Origin of the sequence: Epilithonimonas xixisoli, from assembly GCF_004365655.1 — a bacterium.
Classification (GTDB): Bacteria; Bacteroidota; Bacteroidia; order Flavobacteriales; family Weeksellaceae; genus Epilithonimonas; species Epilithonimonas xixisoli.
Genome location: NZ_SOEO01000001.1, coordinates 276,746 through 297,802, shown reverse-complemented (window position 1 = coordinate 297,802; position 21,057 = coordinate 276,746). Strand labels below are relative to the sequence as shown.

The 21,057-nt window shown below is 37.6% G+C and carries 23 protein-coding genes and 1 CRISPR repeat array; of the genes, 21 read left to right on the top strand and 2 right to left on the bottom strand.

Annotated features, from left to right (window positions below; all coding sequences use genetic code 11):
- The first annotated feature begins 63 nt into the window (after positions 1 to 63).
- The 21 genes from B0I22_RS01365 to B0I22_RS01265 all read left to right on the top strand — a co-directional run bounded on the left by B0I22_RS01365 (position 64) and on the right by B0I22_RS01265 (position 14,227).
- Positions 64 to 480 carry an N-acetylmuramoyl-L-alanine amidase gene (locus B0I22_RS01365; protein WP_133942819.1) on the top strand — a complete coding sequence of 139 codons (417 nt, stop codon included), beginning with the start codon at positions 64 to 66 and terminating at the stop codon, positions 478 to 480.
- Between the two features lies 1 nt (position 481).
- Positions 482 to 985, top strand: coding sequence for a hypothetical protein (locus tag B0I22_RS01360; protein ID WP_133942818.1), 504 nt, complete (start codon positions 482 to 484; stop codon positions 983 to 985).
- Positions 986 to 1,040: 55 nt separating this feature from the next.
- Positions 1,041 to 1,493 carry a hypothetical protein gene (locus B0I22_RS01355; protein ID WP_133942817.1) on the top strand — a complete coding sequence of 151 codons (453 nt, stop codon included), beginning with the start codon at positions 1,041 to 1,043 and terminating at the stop codon, positions 1,491 to 1,493.
- A gap of 2 nt (positions 1,494 to 1,495) precedes the next feature.
- A complete protein-coding gene (locus B0I22_RS01350; protein WP_133942816.1) occupies positions 1,496 to 2,656 on the top strand; it encodes a DUF2586 family protein in 1,161 nt (386 codons plus the stop codon).
- 3 nt (positions 2,657 to 2,659) lie between these two features.
- Positions 2,660 to 3,100 (top strand): hypothetical protein, encoded by a 441-nt coding sequence (locus tag B0I22_RS01345; protein WP_133942815.1) that lies wholly within the window; start codon positions 2,660 to 2,662, stop codon positions 3,098 to 3,100.
- 14 nt (positions 3,101 to 3,114) lie between these two features.
- A complete protein-coding gene (locus B0I22_RS01340; protein ID WP_133942814.1) occupies positions 3,115 to 3,522 on the top strand; it encodes a hypothetical protein in 408 nt (135 codons plus the stop codon).
- 178 nt (positions 3,523 to 3,700) lie between these two features.
- Complete coding sequence (locus B0I22_RS01335) at positions 3,701 to 5,353, top strand: tape measure protein (RefSeq protein WP_133942813.1); 1,653 nt, start codon at positions 3,701 to 3,703, stop codon at positions 5,351 to 5,353.
- Position 5,354: 1 nt separating this feature from the next.
- Entirely contained in the window at positions 5,355 to 5,999 is a 645-nt protein-coding gene (locus B0I22_RS01330) for a DUF6046 domain-containing protein (RefSeq protein WP_133942812.1), read from the top strand.
- A 2-nt stretch (positions 6,000 to 6,001) separates the two neighbouring features.
- Entirely contained in the window at positions 6,002 to 6,988 is a 987-nt protein-coding gene (locus tag B0I22_RS01325; protein ID WP_133942811.1) for a hypothetical protein, read from the top strand.
- Positions 6,988 to 7,476 (top strand): hypothetical protein, encoded by a 489-nt coding sequence (locus B0I22_RS01320; RefSeq protein WP_133942810.1) that lies wholly within the window; start codon positions 6,988 to 6,990, stop codon positions 7,474 to 7,476. Before B0I22_RS01325 ends, B0I22_RS01320 begins: the two co-directional genes overlap by 1 nt.
- Positions 7,473 to 7,673, top strand: coding sequence for a hypothetical protein (locus B0I22_RS01315; protein WP_133942809.1), 201 nt, complete (start codon positions 7,473 to 7,475; stop codon positions 7,671 to 7,673). Before B0I22_RS01320 ends, B0I22_RS01315 begins: the two co-directional genes overlap by 4 nt.
- A 1-nt stretch (position 7,674) precedes the next feature.
- Complete coding sequence (locus B0I22_RS01310) at positions 7,675 to 7,968, top strand: hypothetical protein (RefSeq protein ID WP_133942808.1); 294 nt, start codon at positions 7,675 to 7,677, stop codon at positions 7,966 to 7,968.
- Positions 7,968 to 8,270, top strand: coding sequence for a cell wall anchor protein (locus B0I22_RS01305; RefSeq protein ID WP_133942807.1), 303 nt, complete (start codon positions 7,968 to 7,970; stop codon positions 8,268 to 8,270). Before B0I22_RS01310 ends, B0I22_RS01305 begins: the two co-directional genes overlap by 1 nt.
- Positions 8,270 to 8,563, top strand: coding sequence for a hypothetical protein (locus tag B0I22_RS01300; RefSeq protein WP_133942806.1), 294 nt, complete (start codon positions 8,270 to 8,272; stop codon positions 8,561 to 8,563). Before B0I22_RS01305 ends, B0I22_RS01300 begins: the two co-directional genes overlap by 1 nt.
- A gap of 1 nt (position 8,564) precedes the next feature.
- The gene (locus tag B0I22_RS01295) at positions 8,565 to 9,413 is read left to right on the top strand and encodes a nucleotidyltransferase (protein ID WP_133942805.1); all 849 of its coding nucleotides are present in this window, start codon (positions 8,565 to 8,567) and stop codon (positions 9,411 to 9,413) included.
- On the top strand, positions 9,397 to 9,858 hold the full coding sequence (locus tag B0I22_RS01290) for a hypothetical protein (protein WP_133942804.1): 462 nt from the start codon (positions 9,397 to 9,399) through the stop codon (positions 9,856 to 9,858). The genes B0I22_RS01295 and B0I22_RS01290 overlap by 17 nt, the downstream gene beginning before the upstream one ends.
- A gap of 39 nt (positions 9,859 to 9,897) precedes the next feature.
- Positions 9,898 to 10,650, top strand: a complete 753-nt coding sequence (locus tag B0I22_RS01285) for a phage baseplate protein (protein ID WP_166668151.1) — start codon at positions 9,898 to 9,900, stop codon at positions 10,648 to 10,650.
- A gap of 7 nt (positions 10,651 to 10,657) precedes the next feature.
- The gene (locus tag B0I22_RS01280; protein WP_133942802.1) at positions 10,658 to 12,196 is read left to right on the top strand and encodes a hypothetical protein; all 1,539 of its coding nucleotides are present in this window, start codon (positions 10,658 to 10,660) and stop codon (positions 12,194 to 12,196) included.
- A gap of 2 nt (positions 12,197 to 12,198) precedes the next feature.
- Complete coding sequence (locus tag B0I22_RS01275; protein WP_166668150.1) at positions 12,199 to 12,870, top strand: LamG-like jellyroll fold domain-containing protein; 672 nt, start codon at positions 12,199 to 12,201, stop codon at positions 12,868 to 12,870.
- The gene (locus B0I22_RS01270) at positions 12,867 to 13,451 is read left to right on the top strand and encodes a hypothetical protein (protein WP_133942800.1); all 585 of its coding nucleotides are present in this window, start codon (positions 12,867 to 12,869) and stop codon (positions 13,449 to 13,451) included. The genes B0I22_RS01275 and B0I22_RS01270 overlap by 4 nt, the downstream gene beginning before the upstream one ends.
- A gap of 197 nt (positions 13,452 to 13,648) precedes the next feature.
- Complete coding sequence (locus tag B0I22_RS01265; RefSeq protein WP_133942799.1) at positions 13,649 to 14,227, top strand: thymidylate synthase; 579 nt, start codon at positions 13,649 to 13,651, stop codon at positions 14,225 to 14,227.
- 127 nt (positions 14,228 to 14,354) lie between these two features.
- A CRISPR array of direct repeats spans positions 14,355 to 19,714; the repeat unit is 47 nt; unit sequence GTTGTGAATTGCTTTCAATTTTGAGTATCTTTGAGATATAACACATC.
- Positions 19,715 to 19,771: 57 nt separating this feature from the next.
- Here B0I22_RS01265 and cas2 read toward each other — a convergent pair.
- Complete coding sequence (cas2, locus tag B0I22_RS01260; RefSeq protein ID WP_133942798.1) at positions 19,772 to 20,110, bottom strand: CRISPR-associated endonuclease Cas2; 339 nt, start codon at positions 20,108 to 20,110, stop codon at positions 19,772 to 19,774.
- 51 nt (positions 20,111 to 20,161) lie between these two features.
- A complete protein-coding gene (cas1, locus tag B0I22_RS01255; RefSeq protein WP_133942797.1) occupies positions 20,162 to 21,055 on the bottom strand; it encodes a type II CRISPR-associated endonuclease Cas1 in 894 nt (297 codons plus the stop codon).
- Positions 21,056 to 21,057: the final 2 nt, after the last annotated feature.

Here is a 21,057-nt window from a genome sequence, read left to right as displayed (position 1 = left end):
ACTGATCAAATAAATATAAAAAGCCTATCTGATTAGGTAGGCTTTTTTTCTTAAAAACACTCTATGCGAGCTATCAAATATTTAGTACTGCATTGCACAGCCACTCCGCAAACTACAACTATTGAATCTATCAAAGATTATTGGAAGCGAGTTTTGGGCTGGAAGAATCCCGGATATCACTTTATGATCAAAGCCAACGGCGAAATCGTAAACACATTTCCGATTGAAAATATAGCCAATGGTGTTGCCGGCTACAACACACCAAGTATTCACATTGCCTATATCGGCGGTGTAGATGCAAAAAACAATCCTCTGGATAACAGAACCGATGCACAGAAAGCGTCACAAATCAAGCTTTTAAAAGAGCTGAAACTCAAATTTCCCACCGCCATCATAACTGGTCATCGGGATTTCCCAAAAGTGAACAAAGCCTGTCCAAGCTTTGATGTCAAAACTTGGCTGAAACAAATAAATTTTTAAAATGAAACGTAATTTTTTCTTTTTCTATTTGATTTTTATTTCGCTGGTTCTGCTCTCTTGTGTAACCAAGAGAGCGACAGAGCCGGTGATTATTACTAACACCAAAGAAACTGTTCGAACCGTCCGCGATACTATTTTCAAAGTAGAAGCTGACAGTTCATCTTACAGAGCTTTCATCGATTGTGTGAATGGAAAACCAATAATCCGTGAAACTGATTTTACAAAGTCTAAAAAAGGAAAAATTCTAAATATTCCTAAAACTGTTCTAAAAGGTAATCAGCTAACAGTTGATTGCTATAAAAATGAGCAGGAATTAAAAAAACAATGGGAGGAAACCCACACAAAAGCGACCGAACAAATACCAATTTATATTAACGTGCCTGTTGAAGTGGAAAAGCCTTTAACGTTCTGGCAGAAAACACAGATTTGGTTCGGCAGAATCTTTATGGGAATCCTCTCTATTTTCGTGATCATCGGCGTACTTCGTTGGAGGCGCATTCTTTAAAAAGCTTTTAAAACTTATTTAAAAAGTCATTTAAACACATTTAAAACCATTTAAAATGAAATATAAAAATTTAGCAGTTGACTATTTCGAACGTCACTCTACCAGCCAAGAATGTCACATTACAAGTGACGGCAGAGTTTTCCACACAAACGGTCACGCTATCAGCTTTGCAAGCGAACACAATTTGCAAGATCAGACAATCGAATCTTACAAGAGAGAACAAGTTGCAACGGTTGCAGAAAATGCAACGGTTGAAAATTTCGAAGATGTTGAAAATTCGGAAGAAAAACAAGATGGTAACGACACAGATGTCGAGACCAACGAAGATGCTGGCGAAAATGAGGTTGTTGATTCAAAAATTGAAGAGTTGAAATCCTTTGATATTGAAACTGGAGACTATCAAGATGTTAAGTCTTTTATCAAGCATTTCAACATCGAAACGGCAGACCAAAAAGCAGACACTTTGAAAACTGCCTTAACTGAATTCAAAAACAACTTAGCTCAATAATTATGGCTCAAGGAACTGGAACGCCGAAAGTAATTGCAAATGTTACCAACGGCAACTTGCTACGCCAAATCAACATTACCGACGGCGTTGCAGGAATCGTGGCCACAGCCAAAACGGCTGGATTGATTGGCAAAGTGGAAACGGTGTATTCATTAGATGACGCCATTTCCAAAGGTTATTCGGAAACGGCAGAACCTTTCATTTACGGAATTTTGAATGAGTTCTACACAGAGCTTGGCGGTTCTTGTGAGTTTTGGATTCTCGGAACAGAAGACACAATGACAATGGCACAAGCCGTGACCAGCACCAACAATAACGGTGCTAAGAAACTCTTGACGGTTTCCCGAGGTCGTGTGAATTTGGTTGGAATCCTACGAGACCCGGCAGTTGCTTACAACGCAGGCGCAGATTTTATGGATGCCGATGTCGCAACCGCTGTGACGGCTTCTAAACCATTGGCAGAATATCAGCAAAGCATCAACCGCCCGGTCAGAATCTTGATTGAAGGTAGAGTCGCAAATACATCTGTAGCCAACGATTATGAGCCAAACACAGCCACTAACGGTTATGCAGGCGTAGTTCTCGGAAGCGTGGAATCCAAAGGCACTGGTGCTGTAGGTTTGGCACTTGCCAGAGCAGTCAAGTATGAAGCGCATATCAAGATTGGAAGCGGTGAAAACGGTGCTTTGAGCATCTCATCGGCTTACATTGGAGATAGATTGGTTGACGAATTTACGCCAACTGAGCTGGACAACTTTGCCAACGCAGGTTTCATTGTGCTTCACATCCGTGAAGGGATTTCTGGATATTTCTTTGGTCGTGACAATATGTGTTCTGATGATGATTTCAGAATCTTGGTTTACGGCAGATTAATTGACAAAGCGCAAAGAATTTCTACAGCAACTACAACGCCTTTCATCGAAACGGCTGTGCGTGTGAATCCAGATGGAACGGTCAACGATGCTGATGCTACATATTTGGAAGAAACAATCAAAGCGCAATTATTGGCGCAAATGGGCGACCAGATTAGCGGTGCGGATGTTATCATTCCGCTTGACCAAGATTTGATTAATACCAACACTTTGGAAATGACTGTCAAAATCCAACCGCTTGGCTATATGACTTGGATTATCATCAATCTCGGACTTTCAAAAACGATTTAAAAAATGGGAAACGTAAATATTACCACTAAAGAATGCGCTTGGGCAAATTTTGAAGTGAAAGTGCTAAACCGCACTATCAAAGGTTTGCGAGGTTTTGAGACCAAAAAGACCAAAGATGCAGAACATCTGATGGGCGCAGGCGACCAGCCTATTGATATTATGACTTCTAATATCAAATATGAAGGAAATATCAAGGTTCTTGGCTTCGAGGCGGATGCGATGAACAAAGCGGCGCAAACTGCTGGCTACGATGACATCACGGAAGTTCCACACGAACTTATTATTATCAGTATTTCCTTCAAACGAAGAATTACAGATAAGCGCAAAACATACATCGTGAGAGGTGTTCAGTTTACCGAAGATGCGATGAGTATGGAGCAAGGCGCAAAAAACAGAGAAATCACATTGCCATACTTGGCGATGGACGTGCAATTAATTCATTAATAAAAATCAAAATAATGGCAAACGAAAAATTAGAAGATGTTTTCGCAAAAAGAAAGGCGAAAGAAGCGGACAAAGCAAAAAACGAAAAAACGGCAGTTGTAAAAGACACAACTCCCTTTATCAAGAGATTTTCTCAAAAAAAGATTGATGAGTGGAAATTAGAAAACGGTGACCGTGATTTAATCTATCTGAAAGTAGATGATTTCCTTGCAGTTCTGAGACCGCCAACAGCGGAAGACCTTGGCGATTACTTAACAGCAATCGGAACCAATGGAATGTCAAAGGCTGTAGCGATGGTTGTAGAGCAGTTGTGGTTGGAAGGCGATTATCAATTAATCGAAGATGAGGAGTTATTCATTGCTGTTTTCTTGCAAATCAATAACATCTTAGAAGGCAAAAAAGGCGAGTTTTTTCGCGCTTAGTCAAGCTGGCAAATATGCCTTTGAAAAGCAAGAAGGCGGAATTGAGTTCTTAATCGTTTTCGGTTCAATGAAATTCGGAGCAGATGCGATGAAGCTTTGGGGCGAAGAAAAATTTTTCTTCAGAACGGGAATCGCCTTAGAAATTTGGAAAAAACAAGCCGAAAAAAATATGTAAGCTGTGAGTAATATTGTTGAGTTTGTCGTAAAAATGAAAGATATGATGAGTGGTGGCTTAGGCAAACTAAGCTCCACTTCTCAATCTGCCTTTGGCAAAATGGCTCAACACGCTGACAAAATGAGTCAGCGAAATAAAATACTTTCATCCAGCTACGATGAGCTCCAAAAGAAAATCAAGGCTGTAGAAACTCAAATTCGAACTTCTGGTTCTGGAAGCATTGGTGTTGGGGGTGTCGCTGTTGGTGCAATGATGGGAAATGCAGGTTTGCAAATCGCAACAGCTTTTTTAGGTGCTGTTCAAAATGGAATTGGTTCTGCGATTTCTGGAAGTTTGCAGAAAGAAAAAGACATTGTTGGACTTTCAACATTTATCGGAAAAGAAGGCGCGCAAAATGCCTATATGAATATCCGGAAAGATGCGGAAAATACATCTTATGGCACAGAATCTCTATTAAAGGCAAATCGTGCGTTGATATCGGTTGATGGCAACGCCAAAAATGCCAGGGAAGACGTGATGAATCTTGCTAATGCGATAGCGGCAACTGGTGGAGGTAATGACGAGCTGATGAGAATGGCGATTAATATGCAACAAATCAAATCACTTGGGAAAGCATCATCAGCGGATATCAAGCAATTTGGTTACGCAGGAATCAACATTTATTCATTGCTTTCCAAAGCAACTGGAAAAACGATGGATGAAGTCAAAGAAATGGACGTGACTTATGATCTGTTAGCGAAATCTTTGGCAATGGCAAGAAGCAAAGGCGGAATCTACGAGGGCGCTTTGGAAGCTCAAAACGCCACTAAAGGCGGAAGATGGGAAGCTATGAAAGATATGGCGACAAACACGTTGACTGATATAGGTGACGCAATGAGCCCTATCATTATTCAATTTCTTGATTTGGGGCAAAAAGCATTGAGTTATGTTGCACCAGCGATTTTGAAAATCACGCCATACATCAGTATGATTTCTGACGGATTGGCTATCGCAATCAATTATGTGACTGGTTTGGCTGGAAGTACTGGTGGCTGGATGGATTATGTCCACATCATTGCTGGTATTCTTGGCACGGTCTGGAGCGTTTTGAAATCCGCTTTAACAACTGTTTTTAAAATAGTCGGTGGGATTTTGGATTGGCTCGGGAAAAGTCAAATTATTAAAGATGTTTTTAGCTTGATAGGCTGGACGCTGGAAAAAGTTATCAAACCGACTATCAGCTGGCTTGGCGATGCCTTAGTTTGGATTTGGGAAAATGTATTACGACCGATTCTCGATGGATTGGAAACGGCTTACAAGTGGGTTCGAGATCTCATCACAGACGATGACAACGAGTTGACAGTTGAAGCTAAAAAAACCATCATTAATAAAGATGACACCTCACAACCAAGTTATCAAGCTGACTTAACGAGATTTAAAGATAAAGGCATCATTGGCGACACAGATGCCAAGAGCAAAAAAAATAAAGAATCATCCAAAAAGACTGGCGACACCATCACGGGAGGCGGTCAGCGGATTATCAATATCAATGTTGGGAAATTCTTTGACAGCATTCAATTTACCACATTAAATAACAATGAAAGCCGTGAGGAACTTGAAAAGCTGATGATGGAATTATTTGGAAGAGTTTTATTCAACGGTGCAAAAAACGCATAGAATGGCAATCACAACAGCAAACGTTTTCAGTTTATACGATCTATACAAAGAATACTTTGGTCGTGGTTCTTATTATGTTGATAAAAATGGCGATAAAAAGAATTTCACGCAAGAAGTGGAATTTCCGGGAATAAAACATAATCCAAATCCGAGAGGCACGATTCATTATTCCAATAAAAATATCAGCTTCAATAAGATTGGCGCTTACGGTCAAGATATTTGGTTTCCCATTATTTTGAAAGGCGGAAAAATGAATGCCGGAGCTTACGAAGGGATCAACATCGCAATCGATGCTTGCACCATTAATGTCAATCTTGCCACAACGGTGGTTTCTACACCTGTTGTGGAGCGTAAAGGCACAGTGAATGAAATTGTCAATATTGATGATTACAAGTTCACAATTAGAGGTTTTCTGATTGGAAAAAATAGAACGGTTCCAGAAGACAAAATCCGCGCATTGGTAGATTTGAAAGAAAGCACACAGGAAAAAACGCTCCACGGCGGTTATCCAGAAATCTTCTTGGACGAAAGCTGTAGAATCATCATCACGGCTTTGGAGTTTCCAGAAGTGCAAGGGCAAAATCATTGGATAAGACCATTTTCATTGACTTGCCAAAGTGATTTTATAACCGATTTAGAATTTTAAAAATGGCTTTTTATCTCACCAGTAATATCACGATTGGAAATTATAAAAATATCAAGCCAAATAAAGTAAGCTGGAAAACGGATGTAGGCAACTTTGTTGATAGTTGCACCATCACGTTGCCAAGAATTACACATATGATAAATGAGAATCCGGACAAAACGCTGGATTTGGAAGGTCGCAAAATTTATCAGTTCAAAGAAGGCGACCGAGTGAGCGTTCATTTAGGCTACAACAACAAAAACGAAAAGCGGTTTGAAGGTTTCATCCGACGTGTGAAAATGGGAATTCCTGTTGAGTTGGAGTGTGAAGGTTTTGCATCTCAATTATACGATGTAATTTTTAATAAGACTTACGAAAATGTTACTGTTAAACAGCTTTTAAAGGATTTGACCGTCGGAACGGATATTAAATTATCTGATGAAATTCCCGCGATTCCGTTGAAAAATGTTCGGTTCAAAAATGCAACTGGTATTCAAGTTTTGGAATATCTGAAAAAGGAAATCAGCTTGGCGGTTTATTTCAATTTTGATGAGCTTTTTGTCGGCACAATGTTCGGAAAAGTTCAGAAAAGAATCAAAGTAAAAATCGGTTGGAACACCGTAAAAGATGACGATTTCCAAAAAAGAAAAGTAGATAAAAATCTAAAAATAGTAGTTCGCGAAAAAAATGCCAAAGGCGAAGTGAAGCGGACAAAATCAGACGTACGACGATACGACAATGAAAAAGATGTAAAAATAAAAGCGGACATCCCTGCCAATTTTCTGAAAGAAATTGTGAACCGCTTGCAAACGCAGGAAGATTACAAAGGCTACGAAGGTAATTTACAATTATTTCTCGTGCCCTACGCAAACAAAGGAATGGTGGTTGAGTTGGCTGGCGGAATGTACCCAGATAAAACGGGCGATTACTTCATTCAGTCAGTTAACGGCGAGTTTGGAATGAGCGGTGGCAGGCAGACGGTGCAACTTGGTTTTATAATGAATAGATAATGGCGACAGAAGAGCAGTTAAGAGAAGGTTTGCAAGAGATGGCCAAGCGATTTGGGCCCGCTGTCAGCAATATCGCAATTGTGAAATCTGTAGATGAAGAAAACGCCACTTGTGTTCTGATAGATGAAGATGATCAGGAGTTTTTGGACGTGCGATTGCGCCCGGTTCTTACGGGAAAACAAAGTTTTCTGCAAGTGCCAAAGGTTGGAAGCTTTGTCTTGGCGATAAGAATTGAAGATGATGACGATTGGTTGGTCATCGCACAGGACGAAACTGAAAAGTTTCTTTGGATTACGCCAACGGCAAAAATAGAAGTCAGCGAAAAAATATTGATTGAAGCCAACGAGAAAAATCTTCTTTCATTGATGGAAAGACTTTTTACGGTTTTGGAAAAAGGGTACCAAACCAATAATGGTCCGACAATCAATTTGATTTTGACACCAGAATTTGAAAGTATTAAAAACGATTTTAAACAGCTTTTAAAATGAGTTTAGATATAGCGGAGGAATTGTTCATCGAGGAACTTTTGGAAATCTGGGAAACGGAAGCACAAGAGAAAGACAGCGCGGAAGCTTCTCGGCAAAGAGTTGCACAAAAGATGGCGTCCGCAATTAAAAAATTTATAAAATCTGGAGTTGTGACCACCATTGGAAGTGCAACAACGCAAACCGGACAAATGACATAATATGCCACAAGATTTTCTATTTGATGACCAAAACGAGCCAGAGATCAAAGATGGCGACTTCGTAATTGGCGAAAGTACTTATCAGCATCAAAAACATTTGCTGTTGGCAGAAAAAGGCGATTACAAACAACATCCAACGGCTGGCGTGGCTTCCAAAAGATACTTGGAGCGTGAAAGCCCGGACGAATATGCCAGAGCTATCAGACAGGAATTTGTCGCAGACGGAATGGACGTGAAATCGCTCAAAATATTAGAAAACCTTGAACTTAGCATCGATGCTGAATATTTGAAATAATGATAAAAGAACTATTTGAACCACACATCAGCTCATTAATCGCTGGATTAATCACAGGTTTTATCGGCTGGTTTTTCGGAAGGAAAAAAGCATCTGCGGAAGTTGAGACGAATCAAATTGAAAACGCTGAAAAACTTCTGGATTACTACCGAAAAATGGTCGATGATCTCGGTTTAAGATTGGAAAATTCAATCATTAGATTCAATGCTGCTGAAAATACAATTCGAGAGCTGGAAGAGAAAATCGATAGAATGACAGACGAACTTAAAAAGTACAAACAGCTTAACGGCAAACTTGAGTAATGGCAATAGTTCTACATAATCAAAGTTTATTGGATTTCGCCATCCAGCACACTGGAAGCGCACACAATGCCTTCGAGATTGCTATGGCGAACAATATAAGCATCACAGACCAGCTGACGGCAGGAAGTGAGCTTGTGATTCCTGATTCAATAGTAAACGATGTAGGTGTGAAGAATTACTATCAATCAAAGTCAATCCAGCCGGCAACGGACATCACACAAAATGGAGAGTCTGAGGAAACGCCAGAAGGGATTTCTATCTGGATTCTTAATCAAAATTTCATAGTTCAATAAAATGGCAAGATCAGTCGATACAATATATGCAGATTTAGTCGCTAAGAAAGAAGCGGACGAACGATTGAACGCTTTGAGTTCAACTTCAAAGGTGGCTATTTGGAGGCTTTGGCTGTGGATTTTCGCTTACGGTTCTTTCGTTTTGGAAACTATCTTTGACAGACATAGAGAATTGATTGAGCGATTGCTGTCATTGCTAAAACCTCACACATTGCGCTGGTATCGCAACAAGGTTCTACAGTTTCAATATGGCTTTGACTTAATCGAAGATACAGACGTTTTTAACAACGGTTCTGCAACAGAGGAAGAAATCGAAGCGTCTAAAATAATCAAGTATTCAGCGGTCACAGAATCGACCACAGAGAGCCGATTGATTGTGAAGATTGCGACAGAAGACAGTAATGGCGTTTTGGCACCGATTCCAGATGAAGTTTACCCAGCGTTTTCCGCCTATATGGAAGAAATCAAAGATGCAGGCGTGAAGATTACAGTTATCAATTATCTGCCGGATATTCTGCGGTTGCTGATGCAAATCTATTATGATCCATTATTATTGACCGCTGACGGCGTATCGATAAGAACCGGGCGAAAGCCTGTAGAAGATGCTCTTAACGCATTTATGAAAGAATTGCCTTTTAATGGCGAATTGATTTTAGCTTCATTGGTTGACAAATTACAGGCGACTGAAGGAATTAAAATTCCGCATCTGACCAACGCTCAGAGCAAATGGATTGCTAATAATGGCATCACGTATGGAAATTTTGAAAACATTGCGGTTAAGAAAATCCCGACTTCCGGATATTTCCAGATAGAAAACTTTGACAACATCAGTTATGTGGCATATAGTTAATTGGCGAAGACTGGCAATATTGCTCACGCCAACTTTTCTGCGAGGGAAATTAATGACAGCGTGGCTGGAGCTGATGGTTGATGGCATTGAAAGCGTGCATTACGAGTGGCTACAATTTCGGAGTGACAATCTCTACAAGTTGGCGCACAACAGTCAAATCTGCTATTTGAGAAAGGCTTTAAACGACAGGTTTGATCCATCACTCAGACGAATCGAAATTTCATCCGGAAATGCTTACACTCGCCAATATATTTATACGGATGGCGAACAAAAACCAAAGTGGCTAGGCACGATGTACTTGCACGGCGACGAAGATTATGAAGATACAGGCGTTGATTTCATTGTCAAAGTACCAACAGATTTAGTTTTCTCAATCTATGCGATGACAGCTTTAGTAGATTTCTACAAATTGGCAAGCAAACGATATAAAGTAATAAGATTTTAAATGAATAAAATAGATTTTAATCAGACTGGCGGGTTTCCGATGTCAACGCAAATTTTAGATGCGTTGCAGGAAGCTTACAAAAACTTCAACGTTCACGGTGCGATGGCTGGAGACCTCGCTATTATTTTAGGCTGTGAAGTTGGTGGCGGTGGAAATGTTACTGACGGTTTTGTGCATATCAATGGCGAATTGTTGCCATTTGTTGGCGGTCAAATATCGACCAATGTTGCCATCGTTGAGACATCAGATTTAAGAGGTTTTGAGGATGGTTCACAAAAACCTGTCATTTATACACGCTATGCAACCTTTGGCGAGGCTACCATTAGTTATCCGTGGGTAAATTTCCGCAGACCACTCAATCTTTTCCAGTTAGAAGATCGGTTGATAAAAGTTGAGAAAGCCACGCCAATTGGATTGGTGGCAATATGGGATAGACCGGGCGATGAAATTCCAGAAGGTTGGGTGGAGCATACTGATATGCGTGGAAATGTTCCCGTTGGTCACAATTCTGGAGATACCAATTTTGGAAGCCTTGGAAATACGGTTGGCGTAAAGCAGGTAACACTTGATTTGAGTCAAATTCCAGATCATTACCACGATCAAGGTTCGGAAGCGCTTTACAATGATTATGGTGGTGGAAGTTTGGTTGGGAAAAGAACTTATCCACCTGACGCCAACGGTCAAAATTCTTACCGTGGAGCCAGAACGGGTTCTAAAGGTGGCGGACAACCACACTCGAATATTCAACCTTCTAGAATTGTAAAATATATCCGTTTTATCGGATTTGACTAAAAAGACAATGGCAAAAGTAGATATCAATATAATCAAAGAGTGGTTTAGAAACTTAAAAAAACCAAACCAAGACCAGTTTTGGGCTTGGCTGGATTCGTTTCGCCATAAAGACGATAAGATTCCGATGGAGGATGTTACGAATCTCACTCAAACTTTGACTAAAAAAGCCGATTTGGTAGGTGGTGTAGTTCCGCCACACCAGTTGCCGTTTATGATTGCTGGTAATGAGGTTTTGGAAATCGGATCTATCACAGCTACTCACAATAGAGTTAGCATTGCTGTCCACGAGAGCGGTTCGAATAAGGTTAGAATTGATGGACAAATTTTGGTTAGAGATTTTCCGGACAGTTTTTTATTCACTTCAGTTACCGCAGGAAGTAAGTTTTTACGTGTTGTTGCAAAAAACGCAACCGGTCTTTTCTTTCTTAAAGAAGGTATTGAAAGCGGTGAACCGCAAGAACCGTCATTGGATGCTGGGGAACTTCACGTAAGATTGATTTTGATAACGCCAGAAGGAAATGTTATTGATCCGGAGATGTTGACTGGTTTCAAAGAAAAAGCGGAAGACAATTGGAAAAAAACTTATGTATTTTCATCCACAACTCTGACATTAGAGAAATCCGACGTTCGCACTCGATTTTTAATTACAAGAACATTTTTGAGTGGAGTTGATCCTGTGGATCCGATATACAATGTTCGTGGAATTCGCTTGACTGACAAGAGTCGAGAAATCGAATTTTTAATCAAAAATGACACACCGGAAAATGTTTTTCTACAGCAAAATGGCACGGTTGATTGGTTGGTCGGTTTTTCAGAAGATTACACATTAAAGCCGGGAACTTGGATTTTTGCGAAATACAATAAAACCACGGATAAACTTGATATCTTAAAAGTTGGCACATCAGAGTCAATGACGGTGGTTGTGACGGATAATACATTGAAAGGCTCTGGCAATGTTGGAAATCCATTGGGGTTGTCTGATCTGAAAAACGCTGAGATTGCCGGAAAAGTTGATAAAACAGCGACACCAACGCAAAGTATCGCCAGTGCTGTGGCAATTGGGCAGATGACAGCGGATGAGAAATTGCATGTTAATGGGCGTGTAAAAGCCAACTCTATAGTTTTGACAGAAAATATTGGCACGCCTGTGCCGTGGGAGCTTGGTAGAAAGGACGGCGTTGTTGGTTATGCTGATGCTTCGGGAGTTTGGCGAAGTTTAGCATCATTGGTTTTAGAGCATGATGTTCTTGGTGTGCGAGTTGAAGCTACAATTTCTGGAAGTTATGCGATTGATTTGAAAGCAGGTAGTCATTTCGCTTTGACGGCAACTGCGCCAACTGCGGTTTCGTTTGCCAATATGATTGCGACAAATCGCACTTGTAGCTTGACTATGACCTTGACTGGCTCTTTAATCACCCTCCCATCTTGGCTGGAAGCAGATCCTTACAGTGATAATCCTGATGCTTTGAAAGTGCGTGAATATAGCATTGTGATTAAACGTGGTGGAAGTTCTCCATTAGGAAGATTTTCGGTAGTTAATAAATGATTATGGGAAGAAGAAGATTTATAAATAGTATCGGAAGTTTACCAAAAGATTACATTCTGTGTTATGATTTTAATGGAGATTTATTAGATAAATCAATAAATTCTCTGCACGGAATAAAAACTGGAAACGCTGATTTTTCTAACGGTCGCAAGTCGGGAACTCAATGTTTACTATTTACAGCTGGATGCGTGAGAACACCATCTAATCTGCCTGTAAATTCAAATAAGATTACATTATCATTTTGGATGAAATCAGCGCAAACTTCAACTGCTGTGCTTTTTGAAATGTCGCCAACGCTTATGAGTAATAATGCTTTCAATGTGATTAATAATAATTCTTCAGCAAATAGCATTCAAGCGGCAATGAGGCAGACTCAAATTGCATCAAGTGCTATGTTATTTAATTTCATTGAGTGGAATCATTTTATTATTGAATTTGACCGTTCAAAAATGAATGTTTCGGAAAAAATTAATTTTTATGTAAATGGCAAAAAAATGCCGTCTGTGGTTATTTCCAGTTTTGATAACACAGGAAATTTTGTCAACAACATTCTTTTTATTGGGCAAAGAAATGCCTCTTCATTTCCCTTTGTTGGCTACTTGCAAAATTTAAAAATATATAACAGAGGTTTATCTCCGGCTGAAATTCACGGTTTAAAATTAGAATTATTATGAAAACAGAAATCAACTTAGAAAATCTAATCCAAACTCTAAAATTGGATTATCCGGAAATACTTCAAATATCAGATGATATTAATGGGCGCGTGAGACTTATAGGATATGTCTCAGATTTACCGATTTATCGTGAAAAACGCTGGTACGTAACAGCTGAGGTAATTACAGTTGATTCTTTAGATAATAGTATTTTAAAGTTGGAGACTGCAAAAGTAAAAAACAGAGATTGGTTAATCAGTAATGATTATTTGGCAATAGTCACTTTAAATCAAATTCCTGTCATTAATGAGAACTTTCAAACTAAAAAAGATATTGAAATTGGAGTCGACGAAAATGAGAATCCAATTTACGAGAGCGTAGATGCTGAAATAACATTAGAAAATTCGCCATATCAGTTAATGCCAGCGTTTGATTTCTACTTTGGTATTCGCCACTCTAAGACTACACAATTAAAGATGTCTGATCTTTTTCAATCAGCTGTAGAAAGCCACGATAAGTGGGGTTATTTTGATAAAAAGGAAACGCACATTGAGTTGATAGATGTGATAAAGTCAATTTATCAAACACCAGCGGAAAGTTAGGATTTACTTTGGAAATCCGTGTCCAGCCAGCCAATTGCGTTGGTGCTGCACGTTAAAAGAAATAGGAGGAAAAAAAACGTCCTCCGCAATTTAAACATCTCACCTTTTAAATTTAGAGCAAAAACCCCAAGCGGAGGACAAAAGTCTTCTGTTAGGGGTTTTTGCTGTTAAAAGGTGAGAGATGCAAATATAGAAAAATGAATAAGTATCACAAAATTTTAGAAAAAGTCCTAAAAAAAGGCAAAATTCAAGAAAATAAGAAAGGTAATATTACTTTTCTTTTGAATGAAAAACTAGAATTAAAACCAGTTGATTTATTGGAAATCTTCGAAGGGCATGGAATAGCACGGAATAAGCTTAAAACAGAGCTTGATTTGTTTCAGTCTGGAGAAAGATTTGTTAATTCATATCCAACATACTTTGAGCAGTTGCCGGACTTGATAAAGAAAATAAATAGGGAAAAGAGAAATAGTAAGAATTATGTTTTATTCCTCGGAAAGAACGATACTGAGAGCAACCAACAGCCTTGTTTAAGTCTTATTCAGTTTCAGATTGATAAAGGAAAATTGGTTTTATCAGCCTATCAGAGAAGCTCTGATGCTAATTTAGGACTTCCAGCCGACCTGTATCATTTGTATTTAATTAGTAGACAAATCAATCTTCCTTTGAGATCGATAACATTGTTTATTGGCAATGTTCATATATATGATAATAACAAAGACTTGACTGGTAAATTGTTGAGCGGTGAGAGCGTGAGGTTTTCTTTGAATGTTTGATGAAAACACCCTTTAAAGATTATTTAAAGAGTGTTTTTTTTTGGACGTTCTGATTTGTTTTTTTTGACATTTTGTTTTGGCGATTATATAACACATCTCTTTTCGTATTATTCCGCATCGTCAGAATGTTGTGAATTGCTTTCAATTTTGAGTATCTTTGAGATATAACACATCTAAGGAACCGAAGTCTTGATTAATTTTACTGTTGTGAATTGCTTTCAATTTTGAGTATCTTTGAGATATAACACATCCTTTTCGAGACCATTCGCAAATATTCGTTTGTTGTGAATTGCTTTCAATTTTGAGTATCTTTGAGATATAACACATCCAAAATATAAGAATGAAAGCGAACGATTTAGTTGTGAATTGCTTTCAATTTTGAGTATCTTTGAGATATAACACATCTGGAGCCTGCGAAGAAACTATAAAAACTGAGTTGTGAATTGCTTTCAATTTTGAGTATCTTTGAGATATAACACATCACCAATGCCTCATTTGCCCAAACAACAACAGTTGTGAATTGCTTTCAATTTTGAGTATCTTTGAGATATAACACATCGATGCCAGAATCTTTACAGCTGTATCACTCGTTGTGAATTGCTTTCAATTTTGAGTATCTTTGAGATATAACACATCTTTGCTTTAGAATCATCACCCATCAAAGGAGTTGTGAATTGCTTTCAATTTTGAGTATCTTTGAGATATAACACATCAGTTTTTTTGCTAAGCCTTGCTTTGCGTTTGTTGTGAATTGCTTTCAATTTTGAGTATCTTTGAGATATAACACATCGTTACTGGTCCATTTGGTGCTACCAATCCGGTTGTGAATTGCTTTCAATTTTGAGTATCTTTGAGATATAACACATCCTATCAATCAATAATCCTTTAACAACATCAGTTGTGAATTGCTTTCAATTTTGAGTATCTTTGAGATATAACACATCACCAGCTGAAAACGGGATAATTCTTAGCAAGTTGTGAATTGCTTTCAATTTTGAGTATCTTTGAGATATAACACATCGCACCTTCTGCGGTTGCTTTTGCTAATGCTGTTGTGAATTGCTTTCAATTTTGAGTATCTTTGAGATATAACACATCTTTTGGTCCGCAAAAGTTTTTAGATCATTAGTTGTGAATTGCTTTCAATTTTGAGTATCTTTGAGATATAACACATCCGGTAACTCGTATCGGTGTAAGCTCTGGATGTTGTGAATTGCTTTCAATTTTGAGTATCTTTGAGATATAACACATCACGCCTTTCATTGAAACGGCTGTGCGTGTGGTTGTGAATTGCTTTCAATTTTGAGTATCTTTGAGATATAACACATCGTCGGAAGAGTGTGGTCGGGCAAAGGTGCTGTTGTGAATTGCTTTCAATTTTGAGTATCTTTGAGATATAACACATCCGATTGCGGCGATTGCGGCGATGTTCGGGTGTTGTGAATTGCTTTCAATTTTGAGTATCTTTGAGATATAACACATCTCGCCGCGGTTTGTGCAACATTGGCGACCGGTTGTGAATTGCTTTCAATTTTGAGTATCTTTGAGATATAACACATCTTAATTGTTGAAGCAACTGCAAAAAAATATGTTGTGAATTGCTTTCAATTTTGAGTATCTTTGAGATATAACACATCGTTGGTAATATTTGCATTGACTGAACTAATGTTGTGAATTGCTTTCAATTTTGAGTATCTTTGAGATATAACACATCAAAGAAATAAAGCTGGAAGATATTGCTCAAGTTGTGAATTGCTTTCAATTTTGAGTATCTTTGAGATATAACACATCACAACGCAAGGCGTGAACATCACGATTAGTGTTGTGAATTGCTTTCAATTTTGAGTATCTTTGAGATATAACACATCAGGCGAAAATATTTCCGTTGACATCAAAACGTTGTGAATTGCTTTCAATTTTGAGTATCTTTGAGATATAACACATCTCCGACTGTGACGAGAAGGAGCGCTTTAAAGTTGTGAATTGCTTTCAATTTTGAGTATCTTTGAGATATAACACATCTCATTGATTTTGTTAGTGATACTAATTTTAGTTGTGAATTGCTTTCAATTTTGAGTATCTTTGAGATATAACACATCTATCCTACAAAATGGCCTCAGAAGTTTGTGGTTGTGAATTGCTTTCAATTTTGAGTATCTTTGAGATATAACACATCAGCCAAAACGCACATTACTGAATCAACGATGTTGTGAATTGCTTTCAATTTTGAGTATCTTTGAGATATAACACATCGTCCTGGAAATTTTGTAGAAGCCCATGATAGTTGTGAATTGCTTTCAATTTTGAGTATCTTTGAGATATAACACATCGATTTCTTGGATTGACCCTTGCGGTGGTGTGTTGTGAATTGCTTTCAATTTTGAGTATCTTTGAGATATAACACATCCACTACTTGGCCATCCTGAACCACTTCCTAGTTGTGAATTGCTTTCAATTTTGAGTATCTTTGAGATATAACACATCCGTCCAACATATCAATAAATTGAATGATAGGTTGTGAATTGCTTTCAATTTTGAGTATCTTTGAGATATAACACATCGCCGTCGATTTCCGTTGTCTTCAAAGACATGTTGTGAATTGCTTTCAATTTTGAGTATCTTTGAGATATAACACATCGAAACAAAGTCTGGAAGCTTTGGACTTTTAGTTGTGAATTGCTTTCAATTTTGAGTATCTTTGAGATATAACACATCTCATAAGAACCCTTCCAAACTCCTGATAAAGTTGTGAATTGCTTTCAATTTTGAGTATCTTTGAGATATAACACATCTTTTTAATTTTTTCCTGCAATGAAGATCCTGTTGTGAATTGCTTTCAATTTTGAGTATCTTTGAGATATAACACATCGAAAGAGGAGCAATTCGCGGAGGCAATGCCGTTGTGAATTGCTTTCAATTTTGAGTATCTTTGAGATATAACACATCTCAGAACCTTGCAGATCTTTGAGATCATTAGTTGTGAATTGCTTTCAATTTTGAGTATCTTTGAGATATAACACATCCTTGAATCCTTACGTTTCCAACCCTTGACCGTTGTGAATTGCTTTCAATTTTGAGTATCTTTGAGATATAACACATCTATAAGCAATTTTTAAAGTATCTACATAATGTTGTGAATTGCTTTCAATTTTGAGTATCTTTGAGATATAACACATCATTCTCAGCATCAGCAACATTCTCAACTTCGTTGTGAATTGCTTTCAATTTTGAGTATCTTTGAGATATAACACATCTACTCCTTATTTTGCTCTTCCTCAATCAGCGTTGTGAATTGCTTTCAATTTTGAGTATCTTTGAGATATAACACATCTCTCAAAATGCGATACAAAAGGGTTTGATAGTTGTGAATTGCTTTCAATTTTGAGTATCTTTGAGATATAACACATCCAGAAACTGTCGTTAACGGTTGTAAAGTGTGTTGTGAATTGCTTTCAATTTTGAGTATCTTTGAGATATAACACATCATACTTCATTTTCAGCGTCAACTATCGTATGTTGTGAATTGCTTTCAATTTTGAGTATCTTTGAGATATAACACATCAAAGGATTTGTTTTCAAGTATGGTAAATCCGTTGTGAATTGCTTTCAATTTTGAGTATCTTTGAGATATAACACATCAACTACTGCAATTATCATACAATGTTTTGTGTTGTGAATTGCTTTCAATTTTGAGTATCTTTGAGATATAACACATCAAATGAAACCTGATAGAATAATCAGCATAAGTTGTGAATTGCTTTCAATTTTGAGTATCTTTGAGATATAACACATCCAATACACTACCAATGGATTGACTTTACAAGTTGTGAATTGCTTTCAATTTTGAGTATCTTTGAGATATAACACATCGCTTGTTTTACTACCCAGAAGTAATCAATTGTTGTGAATTGCTTTCAATTTTGAGTATCTTTGAGATATAACACATCTATAAACCGTAATGACAACGTATTGTGATTGTTGTGAATTGCTTTCAATTTTGAGTATCTTTGAGATATAACACATCGCTTCTTTTTTCAAGGCTTCAAATACTTCTGTTGTGAATTGCTTTCAATTTTGAGTATCTTTGAGATATAACACATCCATCTATTGAAAATTTCAGTTGGATGCCCGGTTGTGAATTGCTTTCAATTTTGAGTATCTTTGAGATATAACACATCTTGTCGTGAATCATTTCTTCCATTTCATATGTTGTGAATTGCTTTCAATTTTGAGTATCTTTGAGATATAACACATCAAGGTATTTTTCTAATAAAAGAATTTATTTGTTGTGAATTGCTTTCAATTTTGAGTATCTTTGAGATATAACACATCATATACCGATGAAGGGGTTTTAGTTAGATGGTTGTGAATTGCTTTCAATTTTGAGTATCTTTGAGATATAACACATCAGTCCCGAATTCAATATCAACATAATCGTCGTTGTGAATTGCTTTCAATTTTGAGTATCTTTGAGATATAACACATCTTCTTGTTCAGAATATTGATCTGATATTGCGTTGTGAATTGCTTTCAATTTTGAGTATCTTTGAGATATAACACATCAATATTGTGCGCTTCTCAAAGGAATTTATCGTTGTGAATTGCTTTCAATTTTGAGTATCTTTGAGATATAACACATCTCTAAAAACTTAGAATCATATTATAAAATGGTTGTGAATTGCTTTCAATTTTGAGTATCTTTGAGATATAACACATCTTATCAGTCATAAAGAAATCAGTTCCTGCAGTTGTGAATTGCTTTCAATTTTGAGTATCTTTGAGATATAACACATCATCAGATTTAGATATTAAAAAGCTTTGTGAGTTGTGAATTGCTTTCAATTTTGAGTATCTTTGAGATATAACACATCATCCGGATAATTGGATAAGTTTTATTACTTGTTGTGAATTGCTTTCAATTTTGAGTATCTTTGAGATATAACACATCAAAGGATTTGTTTTCAAGTATGGTAAATCCGTTGTGAATTGCTTTCAATTTTGAGTATCTTTGAGATATAACACATCAATTTGTTGCATCTTCCTTCGTTCTGTTGTGTTGTGAATTGCTTTCAATTTTGAGTATCTTTGAGATATAACACATCATCAGATATGGAGTTACCAACCTTTGGCGCGTTGTGAATTGCTTTCAATTTTGAGTATCTTTGAGATATAACACATCGTCATCCATATTAACATCGATATCACTATCGTTGTGAATTGCTTTCAATTTTGAGTATCTTTGAGATATAACACATCAGCCAGTGATATAAATCTGCAGTTCCAACCGTTGTGAATTGCTTTCAATTTTGAGTATCTTTGAGATATAACACATCAATTCCCAAACATACCAATGCATCTTTTCTGTTGTGAATTGCTTTCAATTTTGAGTATCTTTGAGATATAACACATCTTATGCATCATAATTCCGTGCTTGTTTGTAGTTGTGAATTGCTTTCAATTTTGAGTATCTTTGAGATATAACACATCCTCAAAAGTTAATCCACTGATTTTCAGTGGATTTTTTGTTTATTTAGGATTCGAAAATTAGAACAATTCGAGTTGTTGGAAAGTCGGCGGTGGTTCTTCTTTATTCCTGGCAAAGAAGATTTCGATGTCACCAAATTGTTTATCTGTGATACACATAATGGCAACTTTACCTGCTTTTGGCAACATAAACTTAACCCGTTTGATATGGACCTCCGCATTTTCTCGACTCGGGCAATGGCGAACATACATCGAAAACTGAAACAATGTAAAGCCATCATCTATCAAGCTTTTACGAAAGCGAGTCGCATCTTTCATATTGGCTTTGGTCTCCGTCGGCAAGTCGTACAATACTAAGACCCACATAATTCGATAAGCGTTAAACCTTTCGGCATTCATTTTCTATTGTATTACCTGCGATGTAAAAAGTACAATGACCAAACCGTCCATTTATTTGAACTCAGGATAAGAAATCATTCGTTTTTCTCCCGTGTAACATTTGTAAAGTGAGGAAGCTGTTGTTTTCACAGCCACCATCAAAGGTCTTGTTTTACCATCAATCACCACATCTTTGGTTGCAATTTGCAAGATGTGAGCTTTGAAATCTTTTGTCAGTTCCTCAGTGTTTGGATTCTTTGTCAACCAATCCATTACCAGCAAATCTACAAACGGGCGATAAGGCTCCATCAAATCATCCGCAAGACAATAGGGATTGTATTTATTCTTATGAAAAATCCCCAACACTGGAAGCAGACCCGTTTCCACAATTGCCCTCGCCACAATACTTCGGAGAACCGCATACCCAAAGTTGAAAAACTGATTGGGCGAATCTCCGAAACGTTGTCTCAGGAAATCCAAACTGATGAGATACTTCCAGTAATGCTGTGCCGCAATGCCTTCCATATTGGTAATATCGCCCGATTTCACATTCTTTTGATACTCCAGCATAGGCTCATAGTAATTTCCTAATTTTACCAATACCTCTTTTTGATTCTCAATTTTACACTCAATCGTTTGTTTCCAAAGTTGTTTTTTGAGTGGTTCGCTGGCTTCCATCTGGTCTTTTACCCTGTCCGAATGTTCTGTATGACCATACAATGGCAACATTATGCCGTGTGGTAAATGCTGACTGTCGCAACTGATGACTACTACATTCTTCCCCATCATTTTCTGAATCAACTGATGTGAAATTGTAATCTGAAAATGGTCCAACATCAGCAATCCCAAATCTTCCACCGGAACTTTGCCTTTCATCTCGTTGGACGAAGGTTCCATAATGTACATTTGCTCGTCCTTGAGTTTGAGGTAAGCGGGATTGCCGATGTAGATGGAGCGGGTTATCATAA